This window comes from Polaribacter sp. P097, from assembly GCF_036864555.1.
In the GTDB taxonomy this organism is placed as follows: domain Bacteria; phylum Bacteroidota; class Bacteroidia; order Flavobacteriales; family Flavobacteriaceae; genus Polaribacter.
This window is the reverse complement of record NZ_JAZETJ010000003.1, coordinates 264,123-289,915: the sequence shown is the minus strand read 5'-3', so window position 1 is coordinate 289,915 and position 25,793 is coordinate 264,123. Positions and strand designations below refer to the sequence as shown.

Here is a 25,793-nt window from a genome sequence, read left to right as displayed (position 1 = left end):
TTAGTTTAATATATTTATAAAAAAACTCGAAGCACTTGCTTCGAGTTTTTTTGTATTTCATTTTTTATAAAATTAGAAATCTAACTTTCTTAGATAGTCCATCTTTAAGTTCCATATAGCTAAATCATTCCTATACTTCTCTACTTGGTTTTTTACATTTTTAACTAAAGGATTATCATCTGTAGCATTAGAGAAAAAACCTAAATTATTCTCTAATTGTTGAATTTCTTTATTAATTTCATCCTGCTTTTTACGAATAAATTGCTGTTCTGAGACCAGTTTTCTAGTATCGTTATCTGCTAAATAAGAATCAATAAGATTGGTAAACTTCAGCATTGCTACTTCTTCTTTATCTAATGATAAATTTTCGAGCATTTTATCTACCTGTTTATTAAACTTTTCTTTAAGGTTTCCAGAATTTTTAGGTAAACTTCCTAAATCTCTCCATTTATCAATCGCTTCTAAAACCTCTTCTTTAGACTCTTTTTTAGTTTCCTTTAAATTTTCTAAAAACGCTTTCTTTGCAGTAACTACTTTTTCTTGCTCTTTGCTAACAGCATTCTTTTGGTTATTTAAACGATCAAAATAATGATTACATGCACTTTTAAATTTTTTCCAAATATCATCAGAAAATTTTCGAGGAACATGACCAATTTTTTTCCAATCTGCTTGGATTTTTTTCATTGCATTTGTAGCCATTTGCCAATCTTCACTATCCTTAAAAGATTCTGCAATTTCTATTAATGCCATTTTTTTCTTTAAATTCTCTTGCTGCTCATTTTTTTCTCGCTTATAAAAAGTATTTTTTGCAGTGTTGAATTTTTTGGTAGCTTCTTTAAACTTCTGCCAAACTTCCTCACTTTTATTATAAGGCAATTTGCCAGCTTTAAAGTACTCTTGCCTTAATTTTTCTACCTCCTTTATACTTTTTTGCCAATCATTGTGAGTTTTATTAGAAGACGTGTCATAAGCATTCAGCTTTTTTATTACCTCATGCTTCTTTTCTACAATCTCTTGGAACTTAGAGCGCATTTCTTTAAAATATTCATGTCTTCTATCATGAATTTTCTTAGTAGCATCACTAAATTTCTGCCAAATTTCTTCACGCATTTCTTTAGCTACAGGCCCAATATCTTCTTTCCAGCTTTTGTGTAATTCTTGTAATTCTTTAGAAGCGTAATTTACATCCTCTTCATTCGCCAAAGCTTTGGCTTTTTCTATAATCTTTAGCTTTTCTTCTAAATTGTATTTAAAGTCTAGGTCTCTTAAATCGTTACTTAGATTTAATAGATCGTAAAAACGCTCTACATGATGATGATAAATCTTCCAAGTATCATTATAATGCGATTTTGGCACAGGTCCAATAGCTCTCCATTTATCTTGAATGGCTTTAAATTCTTTATACATTGTTGTAGAATCTGCATTCTCAATCAAAGATTTTAAACTATCAATAACATCATTTCTTTTGTCTAAATTCTGATTTAATTGAGTATCAATTTCTTTGTAAAATGCATCTCTACGTTTTTTATAATCAAAAAGCAGCTCATTATATTCTGATTTTAAAGGACTCGAAAATTTAAAATCGATTGAATTACCTCCTTCTTCTAAAAATTTTGCTTTTTTCTCAGCTAATAGGGCTCCAAATTTCTTGTTGAATTCACTTTTAATGTTTTCTACAGCTGTTTTAACTGACTGAACAGGATTGTTATTCAAAACTGTTTTAAAGCTAACCAATAACTCCTCTAAGCTTTTATCTGAATAATTCTCTACTGGAATTTCTTTTTCATCTGCTTGATTAGGGGTTGCTTCTTCATTAGCACTTTCTACTGGAGTAACGTTGCTCTCAGAATTACTTTCTGTTTTAGATTCTTCTGAATTTACAACATTTTCATCTTGAACAACTTTTTCTTGATTATCTAACATATCTACAATGTTTAAAGGTCTTAATACAATAATATAATTGTATAGTCACCAAAATTACTTACAACTTACAAAATTTGCAAGGTTTAATTATAGCAAAAATTTATACTGTAATTAAGAGTTCCAAATTCGCCAAGATTCCTCTGCTTGCAGCTCTAACATTTCGAAACCATTCTTAATTTTGGCACCATTTGCTTTACCATTTGCTAAGAATTTTGAAACTTCTGGGTTGTAGATTAAATCATACAATAGATGCTTAGAAGTAATAAATTGATATGGAATTGCAGGAAATTTATCTACATCTGGTGAAGTACCTAATGGAGTTGAATTAACAATAATAGTATAATCTTGCATGATTTCTTGAGATAAATCATTGTAAGAAATTTGCTTTTTCGTTTTTGGGTTTCTAGAAACAAACTTGTACTTAATATTGTTTAACTTTAATGCATATGCAATAGCTTTAGAGGCACCACCTGTACCCAAGATTAATGCTTTCTTATGGTGCTTTTCTAATAATGGTACTATTGATTTTTCGAAACCAACTACATCAGAATTGTATCCTTTTAAATTGCCTCTTTTAGTAATTTTAATAGTATTCACTGCCCCAATTTCTTTAGCAGTCTTATCTATTTTATCAAGATAAGCCATAACCTCTTCCTTATATGGAATAGTTACATTAATACCTTTAATTGATTCATTGTTTTCTATGATACTAGGAAAATCTTCAATTTTTGGGATATCAAAATTCACATAAGAATGATGTTCTAAATTAAGAGCTGTGAACTTTTTTGTAAAATATCCTCTAGAGAATGAGTAAGAAATATCTCTACCTAATAATCCAAATAACTTACTTTTTTCTTCTTTTCCCATAATAATCTATAATAAGCACTATTGCAATGCCAATTAGCATAAAAAATATTGCGAAAAATGTTTCTGAATTGAATAACTCAGGCATAAAACGCTCAAAGTTTTCTATAACTTTATTTCCTTCTTTATCTATTAAGAATTCACCATTTTCCTGAACATATATTTTTTCTTTCCAAGGCCAAACAATTCCTAAAGAACCTGTTATAAATCCAATAATTACAGCATTTACAATTTTATTATATTTTTTTAAAACATAACCCAATACATGAGAAATTGAAACCAAGCCAAAAGCAGAGCCTGCAGTAAAAACTGAAATAATTTTCAGGTATTTTACTTTTATAGGATCAGATAAAACTTCAAAATTTCCAATAGCTAAATTGGTTAATACATTTAAAAGAACGTTTACAGAATCTACCAGCAACAGTACATAATTACCTAATAAAATCAATATAAAGGAACCTGATAAGCCAGGTAAAGTCATACCAGAAACACCTATAATTCCACATAAGAAAACAAACCAAAGATTATCATTTTCTTTAGCAGGCTTTAAAAAACTTATTGCCAAGCCAAGTGTAATTCCGATAATTAAAGATATAAAACTAGTTCTATTCCATTTACCAAAATCTTTTCCTATGTAATAAATAGAGCCTACAATCATTCCAAAAAACCAGCTCCAAACAAACAATTCATAATGCTTTAGCAAGTAATCTAAAAGTAGTGAAACACTGAAATAACTAAAAATACTTCCACCCATTACCAATAGGATAAATTGGGCATTTGTGTATTGAGCAAAGGTTTTAAAATTACCTGCGATAAGCAGTTTAAAAGCTTTTAAATTTATTTTTTGAAAAGAGTAAATAAGATCTTCATAAAAACCAAGCACATAAGAAACAGTTCCTCCAGAAACACCAGGTACTTTATTGGCAGCACCCATTGCTAATCCTTTAAAGAATAGTTTAGCTTTCTGTAGAAAAGTTCTTTGTTCTCGCATTTAGTTTTTTTGTGTGGCTAATTTCTCCATTCCTAAAATTAGCGCAAATCCGATAAAAGCCAATAAAATTGCGAATAATAATTGTGCATCACCATCAAAATTAGATGGCAAAACACTTTGTTGATTAAATGGCACTTGCTCTCCATGAGAATTTGTACGCCAAGTTATGGTTTCTTTCCAAGGCCAAATTTTATTTAAAGAGCCAATAATAAATCCTGTTAAAACAGCGAGCGTATAATCTTTGTAATGGTTAAATAACCATTTTAAAATTTTAGAAAATGATAACAAACCTACAATAGCTCCTAAGCCTACTACTGCAATTGTTTTTAAATCTTTATCGCTTACAGCAGATAAAATTGGTTTATAAGCACCTAAAAGCACCAAGATAAAAGCTCCTGAAATACCTGGTAATATCATTGCACAAATGGCTAAAGCACCAGCAATAAACATAAATAAAAGGGATGAATTTTCATTAACTAAAGGGTTTAATGTAGTAATATAATAAGCTACAAAAGCCCCAATAATTAATACTAAAACCGATATAAAGTTCCATTTTTTAATTTGTTTCGCAATGTAAATTATACTTGCCAAAACCAAACCAAAAAAGAAAGACCAAAGTAAAATAGGTTCATTTTCTAATAGGTATTTAATAGCTTTTGCTAGTGATACAACACTTATAAAAATCCCTGTAAATAAAGCTAATAAAAAATTTCCATTCAACTTTTTCCAGGCTATTTTAAAACCCTCATTTTTTAAAGTTTTAAAAAGTTCTAAATTAATATTACTTATTGAGCCTAAAAGTTCTTCGTAAATACCTGAAATAAATGCGATTGTTCCTCCAGAAACACCTGGTACAACATCTGCAGCACCCATTGCCATTCCTTTAAGACTTATTATAATGTAGTCTTTGATTTTTCTGCTCATCTTACGGAAATTTCTTTATAGAACGAATATAAAATTTTTTTAGTTATATAAAGTATTTCGTACTCAAGTATCTAGAAAAAGTTCTTATTTTAGTTTTAAATTATCTAAAGTATATATAACCAACTAATTAATAAATCATGAAAGGCAAGGCTCTTTTAATTTTATCACTACTAACAACAATCATTATTCTATTTTCTTGTAAAAAAGAAACCACTAAACCACAAGCAACTGTATATTTCAATGGAAAAATAATCACTATGGAGGGTGATAACCCAACCTATGTAGAAGCATTAGTAACCAGAAATGGTAAAATAGAGTTTGCTGGAAATTCAGACCAAGCTATGAAAATAGCTGGTATGGGTCATAAAATGATAAACCTAAAAGGTAAAGCTTTGTTACCTGGTTTTATTGATGGCCATTCACATTTTGCTAACTTTTCTGCTCAAGCCATTGGTGCACAAATTTTACCTCCACCAGATGCAGGTGCAAAAGATATTCCATCTATTATATCTATTTTAAAAGAGTGGAATACCGAAGAAAATAGAGCCTTAACAGGTTGGATTTTCGGAACAGGATTTGATGATTCTGTAATAGAAGAAAAACGTTTTCCGACCAAAGAAGATTTAGACAAAGTAACTACTGAACATCCTGTAATGATTATCCATATCTCAAATCACTTTGCAGTATTAAACTCTAAAGGATTAGAATTATTAGGCATTACAGAAGACACTAAAAATCCAGAAGGTGGAATTATTAGAAGGATGCCAAATAGTCAAGAACCAAATGGTGTTCTAGAAGAATTGGCTGCAATACCTCATATGTTAAAAGCTCTGACACCAAAGTCTGATGAAGCTCTTCTTAAATTTATGAAGGCTGGTCAAGACTTGGCTTTATATTATGGTTACACAACAGCTCAAGAAGGAAGAGCTATGGAACAGCATGAATTATTAGCAACCTTCGCAGATAAAAATTTCTGGAAAATTGATATTGTTTCTTACATCGATTATTCTTTTCAAGATCTTATGAAAAGTAAATGGAATAAAAAAGAGTATGAAAACCACTATAGAATTGGTGGTTTAAAGTTAACTTTAGATGGTTCTCCTCAAGGAAGAACTGCGTGGAGAACTAAACCTTATTTATTAGCACCACACAATGCAGCTCCAAATTATTTAGGATATCCTGCAATACCAAAAGATGAAGATGTTTTAGCTATTTATGAAAATGCATTCAAAAACAATTGGCAAATACTTACACATGCAAATGGAGATGCTGCAATGGATCAAATGATTAGAACCATGTCTAAAGCTGCAAAAAAATATGGTAATGAAGATCGTAGAAATGTTTTAATACATGGGCAATATGTTAGAGATGATCAATTAGATTCTTTAAAAAAACTAAATGTAATTGCCTCTTTATATCCTTTACATACTTTTTATTGGGGAGATTGGCATCAGGAAATTATTGGTGGTGAATTGGGAGAAAAAATTAGTCCTGTAAAAACAGCCTTAAACAAAGGTTTAAAAGTAACCATACATTCAGATGCACCTGTTGCTTTACCTAATTTAATGCGTGTAGTTTGGACAGCTGTAGAAAGAACTTCTAGGTCAGGTAAAGTAATTGGAGAAGGTGAAAGGTTAACTCCTTACGAAGCTTTACAAGCAATTACAAGTTGGTCTGCATATCAACATTTTGAAGAAGACACAAAAGGATCTTTAACTGCAGGTAAATTAGCTGATTTAGTAATTCTTAATGAGAATCCATTAACAGTTGAACCAAGTAAAATTAAAGATATCGTAGTTTTAGAAACTATTAAAGAAGGGGAATCAATCTATAAAAGAAAGTAGATCCTTCTCGAATAATAAATATGTTTAAGATCAACATTTGATTTTTTCTTAATCTTCTTATCTTTGAGAATACTTAAAAAAAAATATCATGAAAATTAAATCAATATTCTTAACGCTAACTGTTCTAGCATTATTTTCTTGCAAATCTGAAGCAAAAAAAACTTCGGATAAAAAAATGCCTCTTGCAGAAAATGTAAAAGAACAAACTGAATTAGAAATTACACCAATAAGTCATGCAACTGCAGTCTTAGAATTCGATGAAACTGTTATTTATTTAGATCCAACAGGTGGTGCAGAAGCGTTTGCTTCTTTTGAAGACCCACATTATGTTTTAATAACTGATATTCATGGTGACCATATGAACTTAAAAACCTTGAATGCCTTAGCTTTAGAAAGCACTATAATTATTGCTCCTGAAGCAGTAGCTAAAGAAATTAGCGCTGTTAAAGCAAAAGAGATTGTTGTAATTAACAATGGCGAAGAAAAATCATTCTCTAATTTTGACATTGAAGCAATACCAATGTACAATTTAAGAGAAGAAGCTTTAAAGTTTCATAGTAAAGGAAGAGGAAATGGTTATGTGCTAACCATTGATGAAGAAAGAATTTATTTTTCTGGAGATACAGAAGACATTCCAGAAATGAGAAATCTAGAAAACATCGACAAAGCATTTGTTTGCATGAATTTACCTTACACCATGCCTGTTGAAAATGCAGCTAGTGGAGTATTGGCTTTTAAACCAAAACAAGTATATCCTTATCATTACAGAGGTACAGGTGGTTTGAGCGATGTAAGTAAATTTAAAGAATTGGTAAACAAAGAAAATAAAGAAATTGAAGTGGTACAGTTAAATTGGTACCCAAATAGAAAATAATAACTATCTAAACTCTTTAAAATATGAAAAAAATAAGTCTATTAATTTTACTTTTTGCAATCGCAATTTCATGTACAAAAAGTGAAGAAAAATTTGCTGAAGCAACTATAAATGCAAAAAGTGGAAGCTCAGTTAGCGGAACTGTTAGTTTTACTCAAGTTGATGGTAAAGTTATGATGAAAGCCGAATTAAAAGGATTAACTCCTGGTACACACGCCATTCATATTCATGAAAAAGGAGATTGTTCTTCTGATGATGGTAAATCTGCTGGAGGTCACTGGAACCCAACACAAGATAATCATGGAAAATGGAAGCATGGTGAATTTCATAGTGGAGATATTGGTAATTTAGAAGCTGATGAAAATGGTAATGCTACCATAGAAAAAGAAAGTGATTTCTGGTGCATAGGTTGTGAAGATGATACTAAAAACATTGTCGGACATGCCATTATTGTTCATGCAGGTACAGATGATTTTAAATCTCAGCCTTCAGGTGCTGCTGGTGCTAGAGTTGGTTGTGGAGAGATTATGGAAAAATAATTGAACCCTATTAGAATATAAAAAGCCACTAGAAATAGTGGCTTTTTTATTGTTTAAAATTAAAATAAATTAATACTCCAAATCTATTTTAGTTCTTACATCGTCTAACGTTTTTATCAATTTTCTAGAAAAATCAAAAGACATTATAGTACTTTCTTTTTTACCTTCTCTCAATAGTTTACTGAAATGATCTGCTTCAAAATTATAACCAATACTCCTATAGTTAAAATTTAAAGTTTCTGAATTATTATTTTGAATTACGGTTACAGTAGAAGGTTCATGAAATCTAGTATTGATAACCAATTTTGCTTTTTCAAAGGTAAAAATAGCTTCAGTAGGAGTTTCTTCTAACAAAGTACTTTTTAGATATGCTTTGGCTTTTTCGTAACTAAAAATCATATCACAAACTGCATCTGCTCCATTTTCGAAAAACTCAGCTTTAGCCTCTATTTTAGAAGGACTACCTAAGGTACTCAAAGCAGCAAATATTGGGTAAATACCAATATCTAACAAAGAACCTCCACCCACTTCTTTCTTAAAAACTCTGCTGTCTGTATTGTAAGGGGTAACAAATCCGAAATCTGCCTTTAAATCAATTAAATCACCATACTTTTTTGTCTTATACATATCGAGTACAAATCTATAATGAGGTAAAAAGTAGGTCCAAAGCGCTTCCATCAATAAAACATCATTTTCTTTTGCAACAGCTATCATTTCATTTACCTCTTCTAAATTCATGGCAAATGGTTTTTCGCATAAAACTGCTTTTTTATGCTTTAAACATAAAATAGAATGTTCTTTATGAAAACTATGTGGAGTTGCTATGTAAACTGCATCTACATTTGGATCTTTAGCTAGTTTTAGGTAAGAATCGTAAGCTTTATCTGCACTAAACTGTTTCGCAAATTCATTTGCCCTTTCTTCACTTCTAGAAGCTACAGCAGCAAGATTTACATGTTTTACATTCGTCAGATCTGTAGCAAATCTGTCAGCAATTTTACCTAAACCAATAATTCCCCAATTGATAATTTTACTGTTATTCATTATCCTTCATTAAATTTTAGCTTCGATTTATCTTGAGTAAATGTTTGAATAAAAATGGCAATTCCCATTACTAAAACACATCCTAATAAATTTAACCATAAATAAGGTAACCAATCCATTATAAACACATAAATTATTATTAGCTGAGTGATAAGTGCAGCTATAAATACTGCATTTCCTCTCACAAATTTGATAAAAAATGCTAATAAAAATATACCCAAAACATTGCCATAAAATATGGAACCAATAATATTTACCAATTGAATTAAATTATCAAACAAATTAGCAATACATGCTACAGAAATTGCAATAATTCCCCAAGCTAACGTGAACCATTTAGATGCTTTTACATAATGCTCTTCACTTTTCTCCTCACCTAAATTTCTTTTATATAAATCCATTGCTGTTGTGCTTGCTAATGCATTTAATTCTGATGCTGTAGAAGACATTGCTGCTGATAGTATTACAGCTAAAAGCAAGCCTATTAATCCTCTAGGTAAATTATTTAGAATGAAATGAATAAAAACATAATCTTTATCATTAGATTCTATTTTTTTAAAATCTTTTTGTTGATTTAAAATATTCACCAAATCTTTAGCTTCTTCTTTTATGGCTAAATCTTGCGCATTTAATCTTTTAATTTTTTCTTTTTCTCTATTCTGAACACCGTCAATGAACATCATTCTTTTTTCATCTTCAATTTTAGCATGTCTGCTTTCTAATTGTTGATATTGACTGCTAAATTTAGAGTTTGCAATAGCATCATTAACCTTTGGATTAAAATTTAAAGGTGATGCATTAAATTGATAAAACACAAAAACCATTACACCTACTAGCAAAATAAAAAACTGCATAGGTACTTTTAGTAAACCATTAAAAATTAAACCTAACTGACTTTCTCTGATAGACTTACCAGACAAATAACGTTGAACCTGGCTTTGATCTGTTCCAAAATAGGATAACATTAAAAATGTTCCTCCTAAAATACCTGTCCAAACTGTATATCTGTTATTTAAATCAAAAGAAAAATCTAAGACCTCCATTTTTCCACTAGCTCCTGCAATATCTAAAGCTTTGCCAAATGTAATATCTTCTGGAAGCTGACTCATAATCATAAAAAATGCTACCAACATTCCAAAAAATATAATAATCATTTGCTGTTTCTGAGTAACATTTACAGCTTTCGTACCTCCTGAAACTGTATAGACAATTACTAAAAATCCAATAATAATATTTAGGACTAACAAATCCCAACCTAGCACTGCAGATAGTATAATCGCTGGTGCAAAAATGGTTATACCAGCTGCTAAACCTCTTTGTATTAAAAATAAAATAGCTGCTAAACTTCTGGTTTTTAAATCGAATCTACCTTCTAAGAATTCATAAGCAGTGTATACTTTTAACTTATGATAAATAGGTATAAAAACTGCACAAATAATTACCATAGCAATTGGCAATCCAAAATAAAATTGCACAAACCCCATTCCACTATGAAAAGCCTGACCAGGAGTTGACAAAAAGGTTATTGCACTGGCTTGAGTTGCCATGACAGAAAGACCAATTGTCCACCATTTAGAATCGCTACCTCCTTTTATATAATCTGTGACATTTCTGTTTTTACGAGTAACATAAGTACCATAAGCAACTATGAATATTAAAGTTACAGATAGTATTATCCAATCTACATAATGTAATTTACTTGTTACTTCCATAAATTAATTTGTAAAATGATTTGTGATGAGATAAAATACAATCAAATAAATTAAGTTCGCAATTAAAACGAAGGTGTAACTTCCTTCCCACTTATATTTTGGTTTTTCCATACGATTCATTTTAAATGATTAGCTTCTAATTTATTATTCTTTACCTACAGACAACATATTTGCAAATAACTTATAAGCCCCAGAAACACCTGCTGGTAGTTCTCTAAAAAAACTTAAACCAGTATAAATGTAATTTCCTTCACCATATTTAGCAATTAACAAACTACCTAACTTCGGAGTTTCTCCTTTGTCTTTCATCGATAATAAAGGTGTGTACTGCTCGCTCCAAATGTCTGGAAAGTACAAACCTCTTTCTTGTACCCAACCTTTAAAATCAGCATCCGTAATTTTATTCGGAAAATTTAACAATGAATTATTAGGATCTAAAATGGTTACTTCTGCAAATTCATCTGTAACTCGATCTCTAGACAATTTAAGTTGATAAGGTGCTTGTACATCCACTCCTCTATTTGTGTTGTACTGCACTATTAAATTTCCTCCATTCTTTACATATTCCAACAAAAATTTCTGTTTGAATTTCAAATCATTCACAACATTATAGGCTCTTATTCCTAAAACAATTGCATCAAATTGTTGCAAATTTTTAGTATTTATTTCTGAAGGCTTTATAGCAATAACATTATACCCAATTTGTTGTAAACTTTCTGGCACAGCATCTCCTGCTCCTTTTATGTAACCGATATTAGTACCTTTCTTTTTGATATTTAATCTTACAATTTTAGCTTCAGAATTCTTAAGAACTATCTGTTTTGGTATGTGATTGTAATTAATTTCTATTAACTCCTTTGTAAACTTTTCACCTTGTGAATTAGCAATAACTTTTAAGTTTCCTTCAGATTGATTTTTTGGAGGAACAACTGTAAAAACAACTACTTGTTTATCATTTTTTTGAGCAATATTAAACGGAATTTCCGAAGGTGAAACCATCCATTCTTTTGGCACATCTAACTGCATAGTTCCAGATGTAAAATTAGCACCAGCTCTTACTTCTACCTCAACTTTTTTTGCGACACTGTCAGAAAAAATAAGCACTTTATCTTTTAACTTAGTAGTTACTCTTGGCACAATTTCAAAAGGTTCGTAAATTTCACCTTTGTCACGTTTAGAATATCTTCTAATTACATTTTTTGTAAAACTGATTGGCACATAATTTACAATCATGTTAAAATCAACAGTAATTTCTCTAGGTGTTTCTGGCTTACCAATTAAAGTTCTATCTTCTACAGCATACATGCCTAAAGACGCCTCATTTCTTAACCAATAAGGGTCTGAATAATTTGCTCCTTTTAATGAAATTTGCTCTTTGAAGTTTTCCTTTTTGTTTTTTGCTAAACTTATTCCTTTAAAATATTTTTTATTTGTTTTGTTTGATGTGATTGAGGTTAGCTCAACAGGAATATCACTTCTATTTATTACTTCGAAATTAACATCAATGGTAGAGTTGGGAACAGCTGTTGCACTTACTGCAGAAGCCTCTATATACAAACCTAAGCAAGCCTCAATAATTTCTTTAATCTCAGCAGTTTTAATCTTTTTCCAATGTTCGTTTTCTAATTTTGTTATTAGAGAATAAGCTTCTAATAATTTTGGCAAATGTTTAGCCGGATTTGTAAAGTCAAAATTTTCTTCAATATCATATAAAATATCACCCACTTCTCCTCCATTCTTAACACGATTCCAAGTAGTATTAATACCTGAAAAAATATCACTTTTATCTTTTGGAGCATCACCTTTTAAAAACTCTACATATTCTGTTTGAGATCCTCTTGTTGTTAATCTACCAAAACCTTGACATAAATGTTGACTACTTGCTAAAGATGCCAATTCATTATTTGAAAGTCCTTTTAAAGGGTAATATACACCAACATCAAATTTTGTAAAATTCTTAGAAGCCTCAGCAAATTTGTCTTTATCTCTATAAAACCAAGAAGATGTGTTAAAAAAAAGACGTTTTGGCTGCCATACTTGGGTATACTTCAATTGGTCAGAAAATTTTGTATTATCATTTACCAAATCAAAAGCTTCAACACTTAACATAGCAGAGCTAGTATGATGGCCATGTGTTGTACCTGGTGTTCTATGATTGAATCTGTTGATAATTACATCTGGCTTAAAGATTCTAATTGCCCAAACCACATCACTTAAAACCTCCTCTTTATTCCAAATTTGTAAGGTTTCATCAGGATGTTTAGAATACCCAAAATCATTGGCTCTAGTAAACATTTGTTCACCTCCATCAACCCTTCTTGCAGCTAATAATTCTTGCGTTCTAATAACACCCAATAACTCTCTAATTTCTGGGCCAATTAAATTCTGTCCTCCATCACCTCTAGTTAAAGATAAGTAAGCAGTTCTTGCTTTAACTTCATTTGCCAAATACGCAATTAATCGTGTATTTTCATCATCTGGATGTGCAGCAATATAAAGTGCTGTTCCTAAAAAATTAAGTTTTTGAACTTTTTCAAAAATTTCATTCGATGTTAATTTATTTGGTTGCTGAGCAAAAAGTGCAGTATACATCAGCAAAATCGCTGAAATTGAAAGGAATAATTTCTTCATTTTTTGTAGTTGATAACACACAAATGTAGTTTTTTTAATCAGTAAAAAAGTACGCATTAACATAATTATAACGTTTTTAAAAACATCAACAAAATGCTCATAACCTGTTAATAAATTAATTTTAAAAGTCGCTTATTAAGATTATATTTGTAAATCAAATTAAGAAAAATAATCAATGAAATTTATTGTATCGAGTTCACAACTTTTAAAGCAATTACAAGTTTTAGGAGGCGTTATAAATAGCAACAACACCTTACCAATTTTAGACAACTTTTTATTTGAATTATCTGAAAATCAACTTAAAGTTTCTGCATCAGATTTAGAAACTACAATGAGTTCTGTTGTAGATGTAGAAAGTGATAGTTCTGGTTCAATTGCAGTTTCTGCACGTTTGTTATTAGATACATTAAAAACTTTTCCAGATCAGCCATTAACTTTCAAAACAGAAGGTGATAATACTATAGAAATTAGTTCTGATCAAGGTAAATATGATATGGCTTATTTTGGTGGAGATGAGTTTCCGAAAGCGGTTACCTTGCCTAGCCCAAGTAAAACTGTAGTACCTGCAAATATATTAGGTACTGCAATTTCTAAAACTATTTTTGCTGCTGGAAATGATGATTTAAGACCAGTAATGAGTGGTGTGTTTTTTCAATTTAGTTCTCAAAGTTTAACTTTTGTAGCAACAGATGCTCATAAATTGGTTAAATATTCTAGAACAGATGTAACTGCAGATCAAACAGCAGAATTTATTATGCCAAAGAAGCCTTTAAATTTGTTAAAAGGTATTTTAGGTGGTTCTGATAGTGATGTAACTATTGAATATAATGATGCTAACGCAAAATTTACATTCGATAATATAGTGTTGGTTTGTAGATTAATTGATGGTAAATATCCTAACTACGAAGCTGTAATACCAAAAGAAAATCCTAATAAATTAACTGTTGATAGAGCTTCTTTCTTAAATTCTGTTAGACGTGTTTCTATATTTTCTAGTAAAACCACGCATCAGATTCGTTTAAAAATGGCGGGTACTGAATTAAATATTTCTGCAGAAGATTTAGATTTCTCTAACAAAGCAGATGAACGTTTAAGTTGTGATTATCAAGGAGATGATATGCAAATTGGTTTTAACTCACGTTTTTTAAGTGAAATGTTAAACAACTTAAATTCTAGTGATGTTTTAATTGAAATGTCTTTACCAAACAGAGCAGGTATTTTAACACCTATTGATGGTACAGATGAAGGTGAACAAGTTACAATGCTTGTAATGCCAGTAATGCTAAACAACTAATATTAAATAGTTTACATTTAAAATAATTTAAATATTACAACCACAATAAATCTGATTTTAAAGTCAGAATTTATTGTGGTTTTTTGATTACATTTACTTGCATGAATTTCTTAGCTCACCTCTATTTATCAGAAAACAATACCAATATTATGATTGGTAATTTTATTGCAGACCATGTGAGAGGAAATAATTATACCCATTTTAATGACGAAATTCAGCAAGGTATTTTTCTACATAGAGAAATAGATACATTTACAGATGCACACCCAATAGTTAGAAAAAGTAAAAGGCGTTTACACAAACGTTATAGACATTATGATGGTGTTATTATCGATATTTTTTACGATTACTTTTTAGCAAAAAACTGGAACCAGTATTCAGAAATTCCTTTAGAATTATATACGAAAGCTATTTATAGACTTTTCAATGAAAAATCTCCTGAACTGCCAATAAAATCTCAGAACTTCATCAGATATATGATTGAGTATGACATACTCTACAACTATCAATTTAAAAATGGAATTGCCAAGGTTTTAAATGGCATGAACCAAAGAACAAAAGGCAAATCTCAAATGAATTTGGCTATTGAAGATTTAGAAATCTTACAAGATGAATTAGAAGAAGATTTTACTATATTTTTCAAGGATTTGCATGCCTTTACCAAAATCAAATTAAAAGAAATTCAATCTGAATTATGAGAAATATACTAAGTCTATTATGCTTTACAATTGTTTTAATTTCTTGTAAAAAACAAACTGAAATTGGTTTAATTACAGAAAAAGCCATGGTTGTTTCAGCAAGAGTTGAAGCATCAGAAATTGGAACATCTATTTTAAAAAAAGGAGGAAATGCTTATGATGCCATGGTTGCTACTCATTTTGCTTTAGCAGTTGTATACCCAGTTGCTGGTAATATTGGTGGTGGTGGTTTTATGGTTTACAGAAATAATGATGGTACAAAAGGAGCGCTAGATTTTAGAGAAAAAGCACCTATTACAGCACATAAAAACATGTATTTAGATTCTTTAGGCAATGTTATCGAAAATAAAAGTGTTTTAGGTGCGTATGCAGTTGGAATACCTGGCTCTGTTGCTGGTGTATTCGAAGTACATCAAAAATTAGGCAGTTTACCTTTTTCTGATTTGGTTCAACCAGCTATTGATTTAGCAAAAAACGGAATAACAATTACAGAGAAACAAGCAAATGATTTAAATAATGCCACAGCTCGTTTTAGAAAGGTAAACAATTACAAAACTATTTTTGATAAAAAATGGAAAGCAGGCGATGTTCTTATTCAAACTGAATTGGCACGAACCTTAGAACGTATTCGTGATTTTGGAAAAGATGGCTTTTATAAAGGAAAAACTGCTGAATTATTAGTAGAGTATGTAACAGAATTAGGAGGTATAATTACCTATGAAGATTTAGAGAAATATCAGGCAATTTGGAGAAAACCTATAGAGTTTACTTACAAAAACCACAACATTACTTCCATGACTTTACCTGCAAGTGGTGGTATTTGTTTAGCTCAAATTCTAAAGTCTATTGAACCTTATGATCTTTCTAAAATAAAACACAACTCAACAGAGTACATACAATTATTAACTGAAGCAGAAAGACGTGCTTATGCAGATAGAGCTCATTATTTAGGTGATATCGATTTTGTAGATGTACCAATAGATAGCCTTGTAAATTCGGCTTATATAAATAAGAGAATGAGTGATTTTTCTTGGGATAAAGCTACACCATCATCTGCAGTTTCTCATGGTAAAATTCTTGGTTATGAAAGTGATGAAACAACACATTACTCTATTGTAGATCAATTTGGAAATGCAGTTGCAGTAACAACGACACTAAACACGGGTTATGGATCTAAAGTTTTGGTAAAGGGCGCTGGTTTTTTTCTTAATAATGAAATGGATGATTTTTCTAGTAAACCTGGTGTGCCCAATGTTTATGGTTTGGTAGGTTCTAAAGCAAATGCAATTGCGCCAGAAAAACGCATGTTAAGCTCAATGACGCCAACCATAATAGAAAAAGATGGAAAGCTCAAAATGGTTGTAGGAACTCCTGGAGGTTCTACAATTATAACCTCTGTCTTGCAAAATATAATCAATGTTGTCGATTATAATATGGGTATGCAAGCATCTGTAAATCAGCCACGTTTTCATCATCAATGGTTACCAGATATAATTCGAATGGAACCTAATGGATTTGATTATACTACAAAAACAAACCTCAACAATTTAGGTTATGATATTTTAGAAAGAAACTCATTAATAATAGGTAGAGTTGATGCCATTTTAGTTTTACCAAATGGAAAGCTAGAAGCGGGTGCTGATAAAAGAGGTGATGATGCAGCAGTTGGGTTTTAATTAACATTCAGAAATCGAAACAGATAATTATAAAATTAAATAACTAAAAATGATACAACCTTTTCACTTGGCAATTCCCGTTCAAAATTTAGAAAAATGCAGAACTTTTTATAGAGATGTGTTACAATGTGAAGAAGGCAGATCTTCAGATCATTGGGTAGATTTTAATTTCTTTGGCCATCAATTGGTAATTCATCAAAAAGAAGGTTTTATTTCTGACCGAATCTCAAATCCTGTAGATGGTAAAGATGTTCCTGTTCCTCATTTTGGTGTTGTTTTAACATGGAGTGATTGGCATATTTTAGCTGATCGATTGAAAGAAGTACAGACTGAATTCATAATAGAACCAGGAATTCGTTTTGAAGGCAAGGTTGGTGAACAAGCTACCATGTTTTTTAATGATCCAGAAAATAATGCTTTAGAGTTTAAAGCTTTTAAAGATGAAAGTCAGTTATTTGCTAAATAACTTAAAATTTTTGTGATATTTTTTAGTTTGATTTTATTTACCTTTAAAGACTAAACCAAACTTTATCATCATGAAAAAAATAATTCTTCTTTTTTCGTTATTCTTAACATACATAAGCTTTTCACAGGGAACTCGATTATTGAGGCAACCTACACTATCTAGCAACCAAGTAGTATTTGTGCATGCAGCAGATTTATGGAAAGCACCAATAAATGGTGGTAATGCAGTTAGGCTAACGAGTGATGATGGCTATGAATCTAGCCCAAAATTTTCTAAAGATGGGCAATGGATTGCCTTTACAGCTCAATATGATGGAAATATTGATGTTTATTTAGTTTCCATAAATGGTGGTGAACCAAAAAGATTAACCTACCATTCAGCTTCAGATATTGTGCAAGGCTGGACACCAGATGGTAAAATCTTATTCAGATCTAACAGAGAAGGGAGGCCAACACAAACTAACAAATTCTACACAATTGGCACAGAAGGTGGTATGCCAGAAGCTTTTGATATACCAAGAGCTGCCTTTGGTGAAATTTCTGAAGACAATAAATACATTGCCTACACTCCTATTACAAGTTGGGATGCAGAATGGAGAAATTACAGAGGAGGACAAGCAATGCCTATTTGGATTGTAAATTTAAAAACAAAAGAATTAATAAAAACGCCTCAGTTAGATGGAGAAAGACATGTAAATCCTGTTTGGTTTAAAGGCGATGTCTATTACATTTCAGAAAGAGATTATACTGCCAATATTTGGTCTTATAACTTGAAAACCAAAAAAGAAACTCAAGTAACCTTTCATAAAAAGTTCGATGTTAAAAATATTGATGCTAATGGAAATGGTATTGTTTACGAGCAAGCAGGTTTTCTGCACATGCTAAACCCAGAAACCAAAGAAACCAACCAAATTATTATTAATGTTAAAGGTGATTTAAACTATTCTAGAACAAGATGGATGAACGTTTCTGGAAGAAATCTTACAAACCCAAAAGTATCACCAAAAGGTAAAAGAGCCATTTTTGAATATAGAGGAGAAATTTTTACGGTACCTAAAGAAAATGGTACTTGGAGAAACATAACCAATTCTTCTGGAGTTGCAGATCGTTCTCCTATTTGGTCTCCAAAAGGTGACCAAGTTGCTTGGTTTTCAGACAAAAATGGTGAATATGAATTGGTTTTGGCAGATCAGAATGGAAATAATCAAGAGTATATTAAACTACCAAATCCTACTTTTTATTTTCAACCAGATTGGTCTCCAAATGGTAAATACATTGCATATACAGATACCAACTTTGTTATTTGGATCATTAATTTAGAAACCAAAAAAATCGTAAAAGCAGATGCAGATGGTTTTGCACATCCAAACAGAACTATGAACCCTAAATTTTCTCCTGATAGTGATTGGATTGTGTATGCCAAACAAAATGACAATAGCTTTAAATCTGTTTATGCATACCAATTAAGTACGCAAAAAATAGTTCAAATTACAGATAAAATTGCAGATGCAATTACACCTGTTTGGGATGCTTCAGGTAAATACATCTATACCTTAGCAAGTACAGATTATGGTTTACAAACAGGCTGGTTAGACATGTCTTCTTACGATCCTAGTGTTACAAGAACACTGTATACAGTGGTTTTAAATTCTGAAGACAAAGCTCCTAACCTGCCAAAAACAGATGAAGAAGAAATTAAAAAAGAAAAGACCGAAGATGCTAAAAAGGAAAAAGACAAAAAAATAGAAGCCAATAAAACAATTATTGATGAAAATGGAATTTTTGATAGAGCTGTAGCTTTAGATTTACCTGCAAGAAATTATGTTGGGCTTTTAAAAGGACCTAAAAACAAAGTTTTTGTAGCTGAATCTATCCCAAATTCTAGAGGTTTAACGTTACATAGTTTCGATGTTACCAAAGAAAAACCAACAACTTTTGCAACTGGGGTATCATCTATGACTGCCTCTAGTGATGCAAATTCAATTTTATTATCTAAAGGAAGTAGCTGGAGCATCAACAAAGCAACTGCACCCAAAGCAGGAAAAGAAAACTTAAAAACCAATTTAAAAATTAAAGTAGATCCTAAAGCAGAAGCGCATCAAATATTTAAAGAAGGATGGCGATTTATGAGAGATTTTCTTTACGTAGATAATGTGCATGGAGCTCCTTGGAATGATATTTACAAGTGGTATTCTCCATGGATAAATGATGTAAGACATAGAACAGATTTAAACTATGTTGTAGACATTATGAGTGGTGAAGTTGCAATTGGGCATTCTTATGTTTCTGGTGGAGATTTACCAAATGTAGACAGAGTTGCTGTAGGTTTGTTAGGTGCAGATTTAGAGAAAAACAAGGGTTATTATCGCTTTAAGAAAATCTATAAAGGCGAAAGATGGAATCCTAATATTTTTGCTCCTTTAGGCTTGCCAGGTATCAATGTAAATAAGGGTGATTATTTAGTAGCTATCAATGGCGTTGAACTTACATCAGATATGAATCCTTATCAATTGTTAGAACAAACTGCTGGTAGAGAAATTTATATTAAAGTTAATGATAAACCTTCTCAAAAAGACGCAAGGTCTGTTTTAATTACACCAACTGCAAGTGAAAGAGGTTTAAGAAATATTGATTGGGTAGAAAGCAACAGAAGAAAGGTAGATAAATTATCGAATGGAAAATTGGCCTACGTTTATGTGCCAAACACAAGTAATCCTGGTTTTACTTCTTTTAATAGATATTACTTTTCTCAACAAGATAAAAAAGGAGTAGTAATTGATGAAAGAAATAATGGTGGAGGTTCTGCTGCTGATTATATGATTGATATTATGTCTAGAGAAGTTGTTGGTTATTTCAATAGCAAAACAGAAAGCAGAAAACCTTGGACAACACCAATGGCTGGAATATGGGGCCCAAAAGTGATGATAATTAACGAAAGAGCTGGTTCTGGAGGAGATTTATTACCATATATGTTTAAAGTAAAAAAACTAGGAACCTTAGTAGGTACAAGAACTTGGGGTGGATTAGTTGGTACTTGGGATACCCCAAGATTTATTGATGGAGGAAGAATGGTAGCACCAAGAGGTGGTTTTTATGATGTTGATGGGAACTGGGCTGTAGAAGCAGAAGGTGTTGCACCAGATATTGAGGTTCATCAAACACCAAAAGAAGTATTAATGGGTAAAGATCCTCAGTTAGAGAAAGCAGTTGCAGAGGCTTTACGCTTGTTAAAAGGTAATGAGTTTTTTCCTAAGCCAGAGCCAAAAGCGCCAATTCGTTCTAAAAGACCAAAAGGTTATCAAAAAGACAATTAATCAATTGATAATAATTCCCACTTTTGTGGGAATTATTATTTAACCACATTTATTATCCGTGAGAATTATAGAAACTCATATTGCTTTAAACCTTGATAAACCGATTCGATTTCAAGAATATGGAGTTGGTATTTTTAATACAATTACTACAAAATCGGGTATAAAAAAAGCAATAAAGAAACAGTTGATTTTAATTGATAATGAGCTTGCAAGTACTGCCAAATTTATTTCGGGTGGAGAAAAAATTATGTTGTTAGAAAGTAATAACAAACAAGAATTCAGTAGACTAAAATTAGAATTAGAAGTTTTGTTTGAAGATGATTTCTTAGCAGTTATTTATAAGCCTGCAGGAATTTTAGTAAGTGGGAACAAATTTGTAACAATAGCGAATGCTTTATCTCAAAATCTTAAAAAAAGCAATCAAGTAGATGCTGTAAAACCACAACCTGTTCACAGACTAGATTATGCAACTTCAGGTTTACTTTTAGTTGGCAAAACAAGTAGTGCCATTCAAAAACTGAGTGAGTTATTTCAAAAAAAAGAAATTCAGAAAACCTATTATGCAATTACTATGGGTAAAATGAAACCTCTTGGTATTATCGATAAATCTATAGATGATAAAGAAGCATACACTCAATTTAAAGTAATAAGCACTGAAATTTCCAAACGTTTTAATTTTCTTAATTTGGTAGAATTATTACCAAAAACAGGTAGAAAACACCAACTGAGAAAACATTTATTATCATTAAAAAATCCTATTTTAGGTGATAAAGACTATTTTATAGAAGGTAAAATACTAAAAGGTAAGGGTTTGTATTTACATGCAGCAAGGTTAGAATTTAAACATCCTTTCACCGCTGAAAAAATTACAATTCGTAGAGAATTACCAAATAAATTTAAGTCCATTTTTTCCAATATTGAGTAAAATATAAAATTGATGCTACAAATTAGACCTACTTGTGAACATTGCAACAAAGCATTACCTAACCATTCTACAGAAGCTATGGTATGCTCTTTTGAGTGCACCTATTGCAAAACTTGTGCAATAGAGATTTTCAAAAATGTATGCCCCAGTTGTTCTGGCAATTTTGTAGAGCGTCCAATTCGACCTTCGAAAATGTTAGAGAAATACCCTGCATCAACAATTGAAATCTTTAAACCTAAAGATTTAGAAAAGGCTAAAAACAATACAAATACATTTATAAACATCAAGCCCTCAGAGAGATAAAACTTCTACAGGTTAAACAAAACATTAATAGTTCTAAAACAATTCACTTGTTATTTTAAATTAATAAATTTGTGTTTTACAACACTTAATAATTCTATGAAGAAATTTTTTAAAATTTTAGCAGTTCTACTTATTTTAATTATTGGATTTTTAACCATCTATTATTTTGCTAATAATGAAGATTTGCCTGAAGGTGAAAAAGGAAAAGAAGCAGAAGCCTTGGCCATAAAAATGTTTAATGCAATAAATCATGAAGCTTTTGAAAATACCGAAATCATTGAATGGAATTTTAGAAATGCTCATTTTTACAAATGGTTCAAACAGAAAAATAGTGTTGAAGTAACTTGGGATAATAATAAAGTGATTTTAAACACAAAAGATGCTTCAAAATCTGAAGTTTATGTAGATGATAAAAAATCAGACAAGAAAGAATTAATTGCAAAAGCACAGTCTTATTTTAATAACGATTCATTTTGGTTAATTGCACCTTACAAAATTTTTGATGCTGGCACAGAGAGAAGCATTGTAAATTATGAAGGTAAAGATGCTTTAATGGTAACTTACACTTCTGGAGGCTCTACTCCTGGAGATTCTTACTTATGGATTTTAGATGAAAACTATTTGCCTACTTCTTATAAAATGTGGACCTCAATTATACCAATTGGTGGTGTAGCAGCAACTTGGTCTAATCTAAATAGAACTGAGGCTGGTATTTTACTGCCTAAAACCCATACCTTGTCTTTATTTGGTTTAGAGATTCCTATAGGGAATGCTAAAGCCTATAATAAGCAAGCAAATGATTTAGCAAATAAAATTTTAACTGCCATAAAACACGAAAATTATAAGAACACTAAATTTTTAGAATGGAGTTTTGGAGGCAGAAGAAATTTTAAATGGAATAAAGAGAGCCATATTGTTGATGTTTCTTGGGAAGATTTTCGTGTGAACTTAAATCCTGAAGATTTAGACAATAGCACTGTTTATTTTGAAGGCGAAAAGCAAGAAGATACAGATGAAAAAATCGTGAAAAGAGCTTGGGATATTTTTAATAATGATTCTTTCTGGTTAGTTGCTCCTCATAAATTATTTGATGATGGTGTAATTAGAACTTTAGAATCTATTGATGGTGAAACAGGTTTAAGAGTAACTTACACTTCTGGAGGAACAACTCCTGGAGACAGTTATGTGTGGCTTTTAGATGAAAACTTTATTCCTAAAAGTTATAAAATGTATTTAAAAAATGGCAGAATGAATGGTACACCTGCAACTTGGGAAAGTTGGATTACCACAGAAAGTGGTACCTTATTGCCTACAAATCATACTTTTTCTAATGGTGCTACTTTAAGCATGGGAGATGTAAAAGGTTATAATTAATGACATCAAAAATAATAGCAAACGGAATTTTAAGAGCATTGGGTATAATACTTGGTATTGTGCTGCTAATTCTCTTTTTAATAGAAATTCAATCTGTTATTACTTACATTATAATTGCAGCAGTTTTATCTTTAATTGGGCGTCCAATAATTTTATTTTTAAGAAAAAAACTAAAATTTCCAAATACGCTAGCTGTTGTAACCACAATGATTCTGATGTTAAGCTTATTAACAGGAATTGTAGTATTATTTATACCTCTTATTATAGAACAAGGTAAAAGTTTATCACTATTAGAGGTTGATCAATTGCAATACAATGTACAATCTATCTTTAATCAAATCACAGCCTATTTCTCATCTAAAGGTATAGATGTTTTAAAGGAATTAAAAAGTATCGACTTTGCAAATCAATTTAAAACGATTCCCAATATTTTTAATAGCATCTTAGGAACTTTAGGTAACTTAAGTGTTGGCTTATTTTCGGTTTTATTTATTTGTTTTTTCTTTATGAAAGATAGTAGATTGTTTAAAAAGGGAATATTAACCTTAATCCCTAATAATAGCGAAAATAAATTTTCTCATTCGTTAGAAGTTATAAATAACCTTTTATCGAGATACTTTATAGGTCTAATTTTTCAGATAACTATCTTATTCATCATCTATACAATTGTACTTTTATTTTTCGGAATTTCAAATGCAGTCGTTATTGCATTTTTGTGTGCTTTGCTAAACCTTATACCTTATGTTGGGCCAATTATAGGAGGTTTGTTAATGTTTACTCTATCTATGACCAGCAATATTGGTAATGATTTTCAAGCATTTATTTTACCAACATCTTTAAAAATTATGGTGTTTTACTTTCTAGCACAAGTATTAGATAATTTTGTAAGTCAGCCTGTGATTTTCTCAAAAACCACAAAATCTCATCCTTTAGAAATTTTTTTGGTAATTATTATTGGAGGCTTGTTATTTGGTGTTATAGGTATGATTACAGCTGTACCTTCTTACACTGCTTTAAAAGTTATTTTAAAAGAATTTTTATCTGAAAATAAGATTGTAAAATCCTTAACCAAAAACATTTAATTACTATTGAATTTAAATATCTTAGAGGAAAACGTACAACAATATATTACTGATAATTTAAAATCAGAGATTACAAAACTAATCTTAAAAGGAAGCCCATTTGAAGACATTTCATCTCAAGAATTAGCAAATCAGGTTATTGCAAAACAAAAATCCGAAAAGAAATTACCTACTTGGTTTAACACAAGCAAAATTTATTATCCTCCTAAATTAAGTATTGAGCAAACTTCATCAGAAATTACTGCTAAATACAAATCAGCAATTATAGAGGGATCTTCGATAATAGATATTACTGGTGGTTTTGGAGTAGACTGTTTTTACTTTGCTAAAACATTTAATAAAGTAACTCATTGTGAAATTAATGAAGAGCTATCTAAAATTGTATCACATAATTATAAAGAATTAGATGTTTCTAACATTACAACAATTGCAGGTAATGGTTTTGAATTTCTCAAAAATACAAAGCAACATTATGATTGTATTTATATAGATCCAAGTAGAAGAAGTGATGTAAAAGGTAAGGTGTTTTTGCTTAAAGATTGTTTGCCTTATGTACCTCCAAAAATAGATTTCTTTTTTACTAAAGCAAATAACATTTTAATTAAAGTATCACCAATCTTAGATATTACAAATACAATTAATGACCTAAAAAATGTAAAAGAAGTACATGTAGTTGCTGCAAATAATGAAGTTAAAGAGTTACTGTTTTTACTAGAAAAAGACTATAATAATACTATAAAAATTAAAACAATTAATTTTCAGAAAGACCAACTTCAAAGTTATTATTTTGCTTATAAAGATGAAGTACAAGCAAGTTATTCAGAACCATTAGATTATTTGTACGAACCCAATAGTGCCATTTTAAAAGCTGGTGCATTTCAACAAATTGCAAAGCATACAAATAGTTTTAAATTACATCAACATTCGCATCTTTTTACATCTAAAATGTTAATAACTTTTCCTGGAAGAGCATTTAAAATAGATGCTATTTTAAAATACGATAAAAAGAAATTAAAGAAATTCTTACCAGGGAATAAGGCGAATTTTACTACTAGAAATTTCCCAAAAACAGTAGCACAGCTAAGAAAAGAGACTAAAATTAAAGATGGTGGAGCTATTTATGTGTTTTTCACAAAAATCAATAAAAGTGACCTAATAACTATTATTTGTAGTAAAATTTAAGCTAAAATTGTTAATTTGTTAACATTCCTTAATTTTTTTGTTCTTAATTGAAATAATTATTTATATTTGTAACCACTTTATGTGTTTTATTTTTAGGGGTATAAGACACTAAAGCCCAAGTCTCGATTTCGATA

General features: G+C 30.5%; 20 protein-coding genes. 13 read left to right on the top strand and 7 right to left on the bottom strand.

The genetic code is table 11. The features are described from left to right. Positions 1 to 72: 72 nt before the first annotated feature. The 4 genes from V7R38_RS12950 to V7R38_RS12935 all read right to left on the bottom strand — a co-directional run bounded on the left by V7R38_RS12950 (position 73) and on the right by V7R38_RS12935 (position 4,702). Positions 73 to 1,923, bottom strand: coding sequence for a DUF349 domain-containing protein (locus tag V7R38_RS12950; RefSeq protein ID WP_334059056.1), 1,851 nt, complete (start codon positions 1,921 to 1,923; stop codon positions 73 to 75). A 111-nt stretch (positions 1,924 to 2,034) separates the two neighbouring features. After that, entirely contained in the window at positions 2,035 to 2,790 is a 756-nt protein-coding gene (locus tag V7R38_RS12945; RefSeq protein ID WP_334059054.1) for a shikimate dehydrogenase family protein, read from the bottom strand. Next, positions 2,768 to 3,778, bottom strand: coding sequence for a DUF368 domain-containing protein (locus V7R38_RS12940; protein WP_334059053.1), 1,011 nt, complete (start codon positions 3,776 to 3,778; stop codon positions 2,768 to 2,770). Before V7R38_RS12940 ends, V7R38_RS12945 begins: the two co-directional genes overlap by 23 nt. Next, on the bottom strand, positions 3,779 to 4,702 hold the full coding sequence (locus V7R38_RS12935; protein WP_334059051.1) for a DUF368 domain-containing protein: 924 nt from the start codon (positions 4,700 to 4,702) through the stop codon (positions 3,779 to 3,781). A 137-nt stretch (positions 4,703 to 4,839) separates the two neighbouring features. On the opposite strand from V7R38_RS12935, the gene V7R38_RS12930 reads away from it, so the two are divergent. From V7R38_RS12930 to V7R38_RS12920, 3 genes are all read left to right on the top strand, one after another. Further along, entirely contained in the window at positions 4,840 to 6,546 is a 1,707-nt protein-coding gene (locus V7R38_RS12930) for an amidohydrolase (protein ID WP_334059049.1), read from the top strand. Between the two features lie 88 nt (positions 6,547 to 6,634). Then, positions 6,635 to 7,420 (top strand): MBL fold metallo-hydrolase, encoded by a 786-nt coding sequence (locus tag V7R38_RS12925; protein WP_334059047.1) that lies wholly within the window; start codon positions 6,635 to 6,637, stop codon positions 7,418 to 7,420. A gap of 23 nt (positions 7,421 to 7,443) precedes the next feature. Continuing rightward, positions 7,444 to 7,959, top strand: a complete 516-nt coding sequence (locus tag V7R38_RS12920) for a superoxide dismutase family protein (protein ID WP_334059046.1) — start codon at positions 7,444 to 7,446, stop codon at positions 7,957 to 7,959. A 69-nt stretch (positions 7,960 to 8,028) separates the two neighbouring features. Here the strand turns inward: V7R38_RS12920 and V7R38_RS12915 are convergent, their stop codons facing one another. The 3 genes from V7R38_RS12915 to V7R38_RS12905 all read right to left on the bottom strand — a co-directional run bounded on the left by V7R38_RS12915 (position 8,029) and on the right by V7R38_RS12905 (position 13,346). Beyond that, positions 8,029 to 9,003: a Gfo/Idh/MocA family protein gene (locus V7R38_RS12915; protein WP_334059043.1), complete on the bottom strand. Its 975-nt coding sequence runs from the start codon at positions 9,001 to 9,003 to the stop codon at positions 8,029 to 8,031. Next, positions 9,003 to 10,715, bottom strand: a complete 1,713-nt coding sequence (locus V7R38_RS12910) for a sodium:solute symporter (RefSeq protein ID WP_334059041.1) — start codon at positions 10,713 to 10,715, stop codon at positions 9,003 to 9,005. Before V7R38_RS12910 ends, V7R38_RS12915 begins: the two co-directional genes overlap by 1 nt. A 144-nt stretch (positions 10,716 to 10,859) precedes the next feature. Then, a complete protein-coding gene (locus V7R38_RS12905; protein WP_334059039.1) occupies positions 10,860 to 13,346 on the bottom strand; it encodes a PIG-L family deacetylase in 2,487 nt (828 codons plus the stop codon). 175 nt (positions 13,347 to 13,521) lie between these two features. Here V7R38_RS12905 and dnaN point away from each other — a divergent pair, with 175 nt between their 5' ends. From dnaN to V7R38_RS12855, 10 genes are all read left to right on the top strand, one after another. Next, entirely contained in the window at positions 13,522 to 14,640 is a 1,119-nt protein-coding gene (gene dnaN / locus V7R38_RS12900) for a DNA polymerase III subunit beta (protein WP_334059037.1), read from the top strand. A gap of 101 nt (positions 14,641 to 14,741) precedes the next feature. Further along, positions 14,742 to 15,338, top strand: a complete 597-nt coding sequence (locus V7R38_RS12895) for an ACP phosphodiesterase (RefSeq protein ID WP_438825606.1) — start codon at positions 14,742 to 14,744, stop codon at positions 15,336 to 15,338. Beyond that, positions 15,335 to 17,014, top strand: coding sequence for a gamma-glutamyltransferase (ggt, locus tag V7R38_RS12890; RefSeq protein WP_334059035.1), 1,680 nt, complete (start codon positions 15,335 to 15,337; stop codon positions 17,012 to 17,014). The genes V7R38_RS12895 and ggt overlap by 4 nt, the downstream gene beginning before the upstream one ends. 49 nt (positions 17,015 to 17,063) lie before the next feature. Next, entirely contained in the window at positions 17,064 to 17,480 is a 417-nt protein-coding gene (locus V7R38_RS12885; RefSeq protein ID WP_015480706.1) for a VOC family protein, read from the top strand. Between the two features lie 70 nt (positions 17,481 to 17,550). After that, complete coding sequence (locus V7R38_RS12880) at positions 17,551 to 20,793, top strand: S41 family peptidase (RefSeq protein WP_334059032.1); 3,243 nt, start codon at positions 17,551 to 17,553, stop codon at positions 20,791 to 20,793. Between the two features lie 58 nt (positions 20,794 to 20,851). Next, positions 20,852 to 21,718, top strand: a complete 867-nt coding sequence (locus V7R38_RS12875) for an RluA family pseudouridine synthase (RefSeq protein ID WP_334059030.1) — start codon at positions 20,852 to 20,854, stop codon at positions 21,716 to 21,718. A 12-nt stretch (positions 21,719 to 21,730) separates the two neighbouring features. Further along, positions 21,731 to 22,021: a DUF1272 domain-containing protein gene (locus V7R38_RS12870; protein ID WP_334059028.1), complete on the top strand. Its 291-nt coding sequence runs from the start codon at positions 21,731 to 21,733 to the stop codon at positions 22,019 to 22,021. Between the two features lie 96 nt (positions 22,022 to 22,117). Further along, positions 22,118 to 23,395, top strand: coding sequence for a hypothetical protein (locus V7R38_RS12865; protein WP_334059026.1), 1,278 nt, complete (start codon positions 22,118 to 22,120; stop codon positions 23,393 to 23,395). Further along, a complete protein-coding gene (locus tag V7R38_RS12860) occupies positions 23,395 to 24,477 on the top strand; it encodes an AI-2E family transporter (protein ID WP_015480711.1) in 1,083 nt (360 codons plus the stop codon). The genes V7R38_RS12865 and V7R38_RS12860 overlap by 1 nt, the downstream gene beginning before the upstream one ends. Positions 24,478 to 24,483: 6 nt before the next feature. Then, positions 24,484 to 25,659, top strand: a complete 1,176-nt coding sequence (locus V7R38_RS12855; protein WP_334059024.1) for a class I SAM-dependent methyltransferase — start codon at positions 24,484 to 24,486, stop codon at positions 25,657 to 25,659. The last annotated feature ends 134 nt before the right edge of the window (positions 25,660 to 25,793 follow it).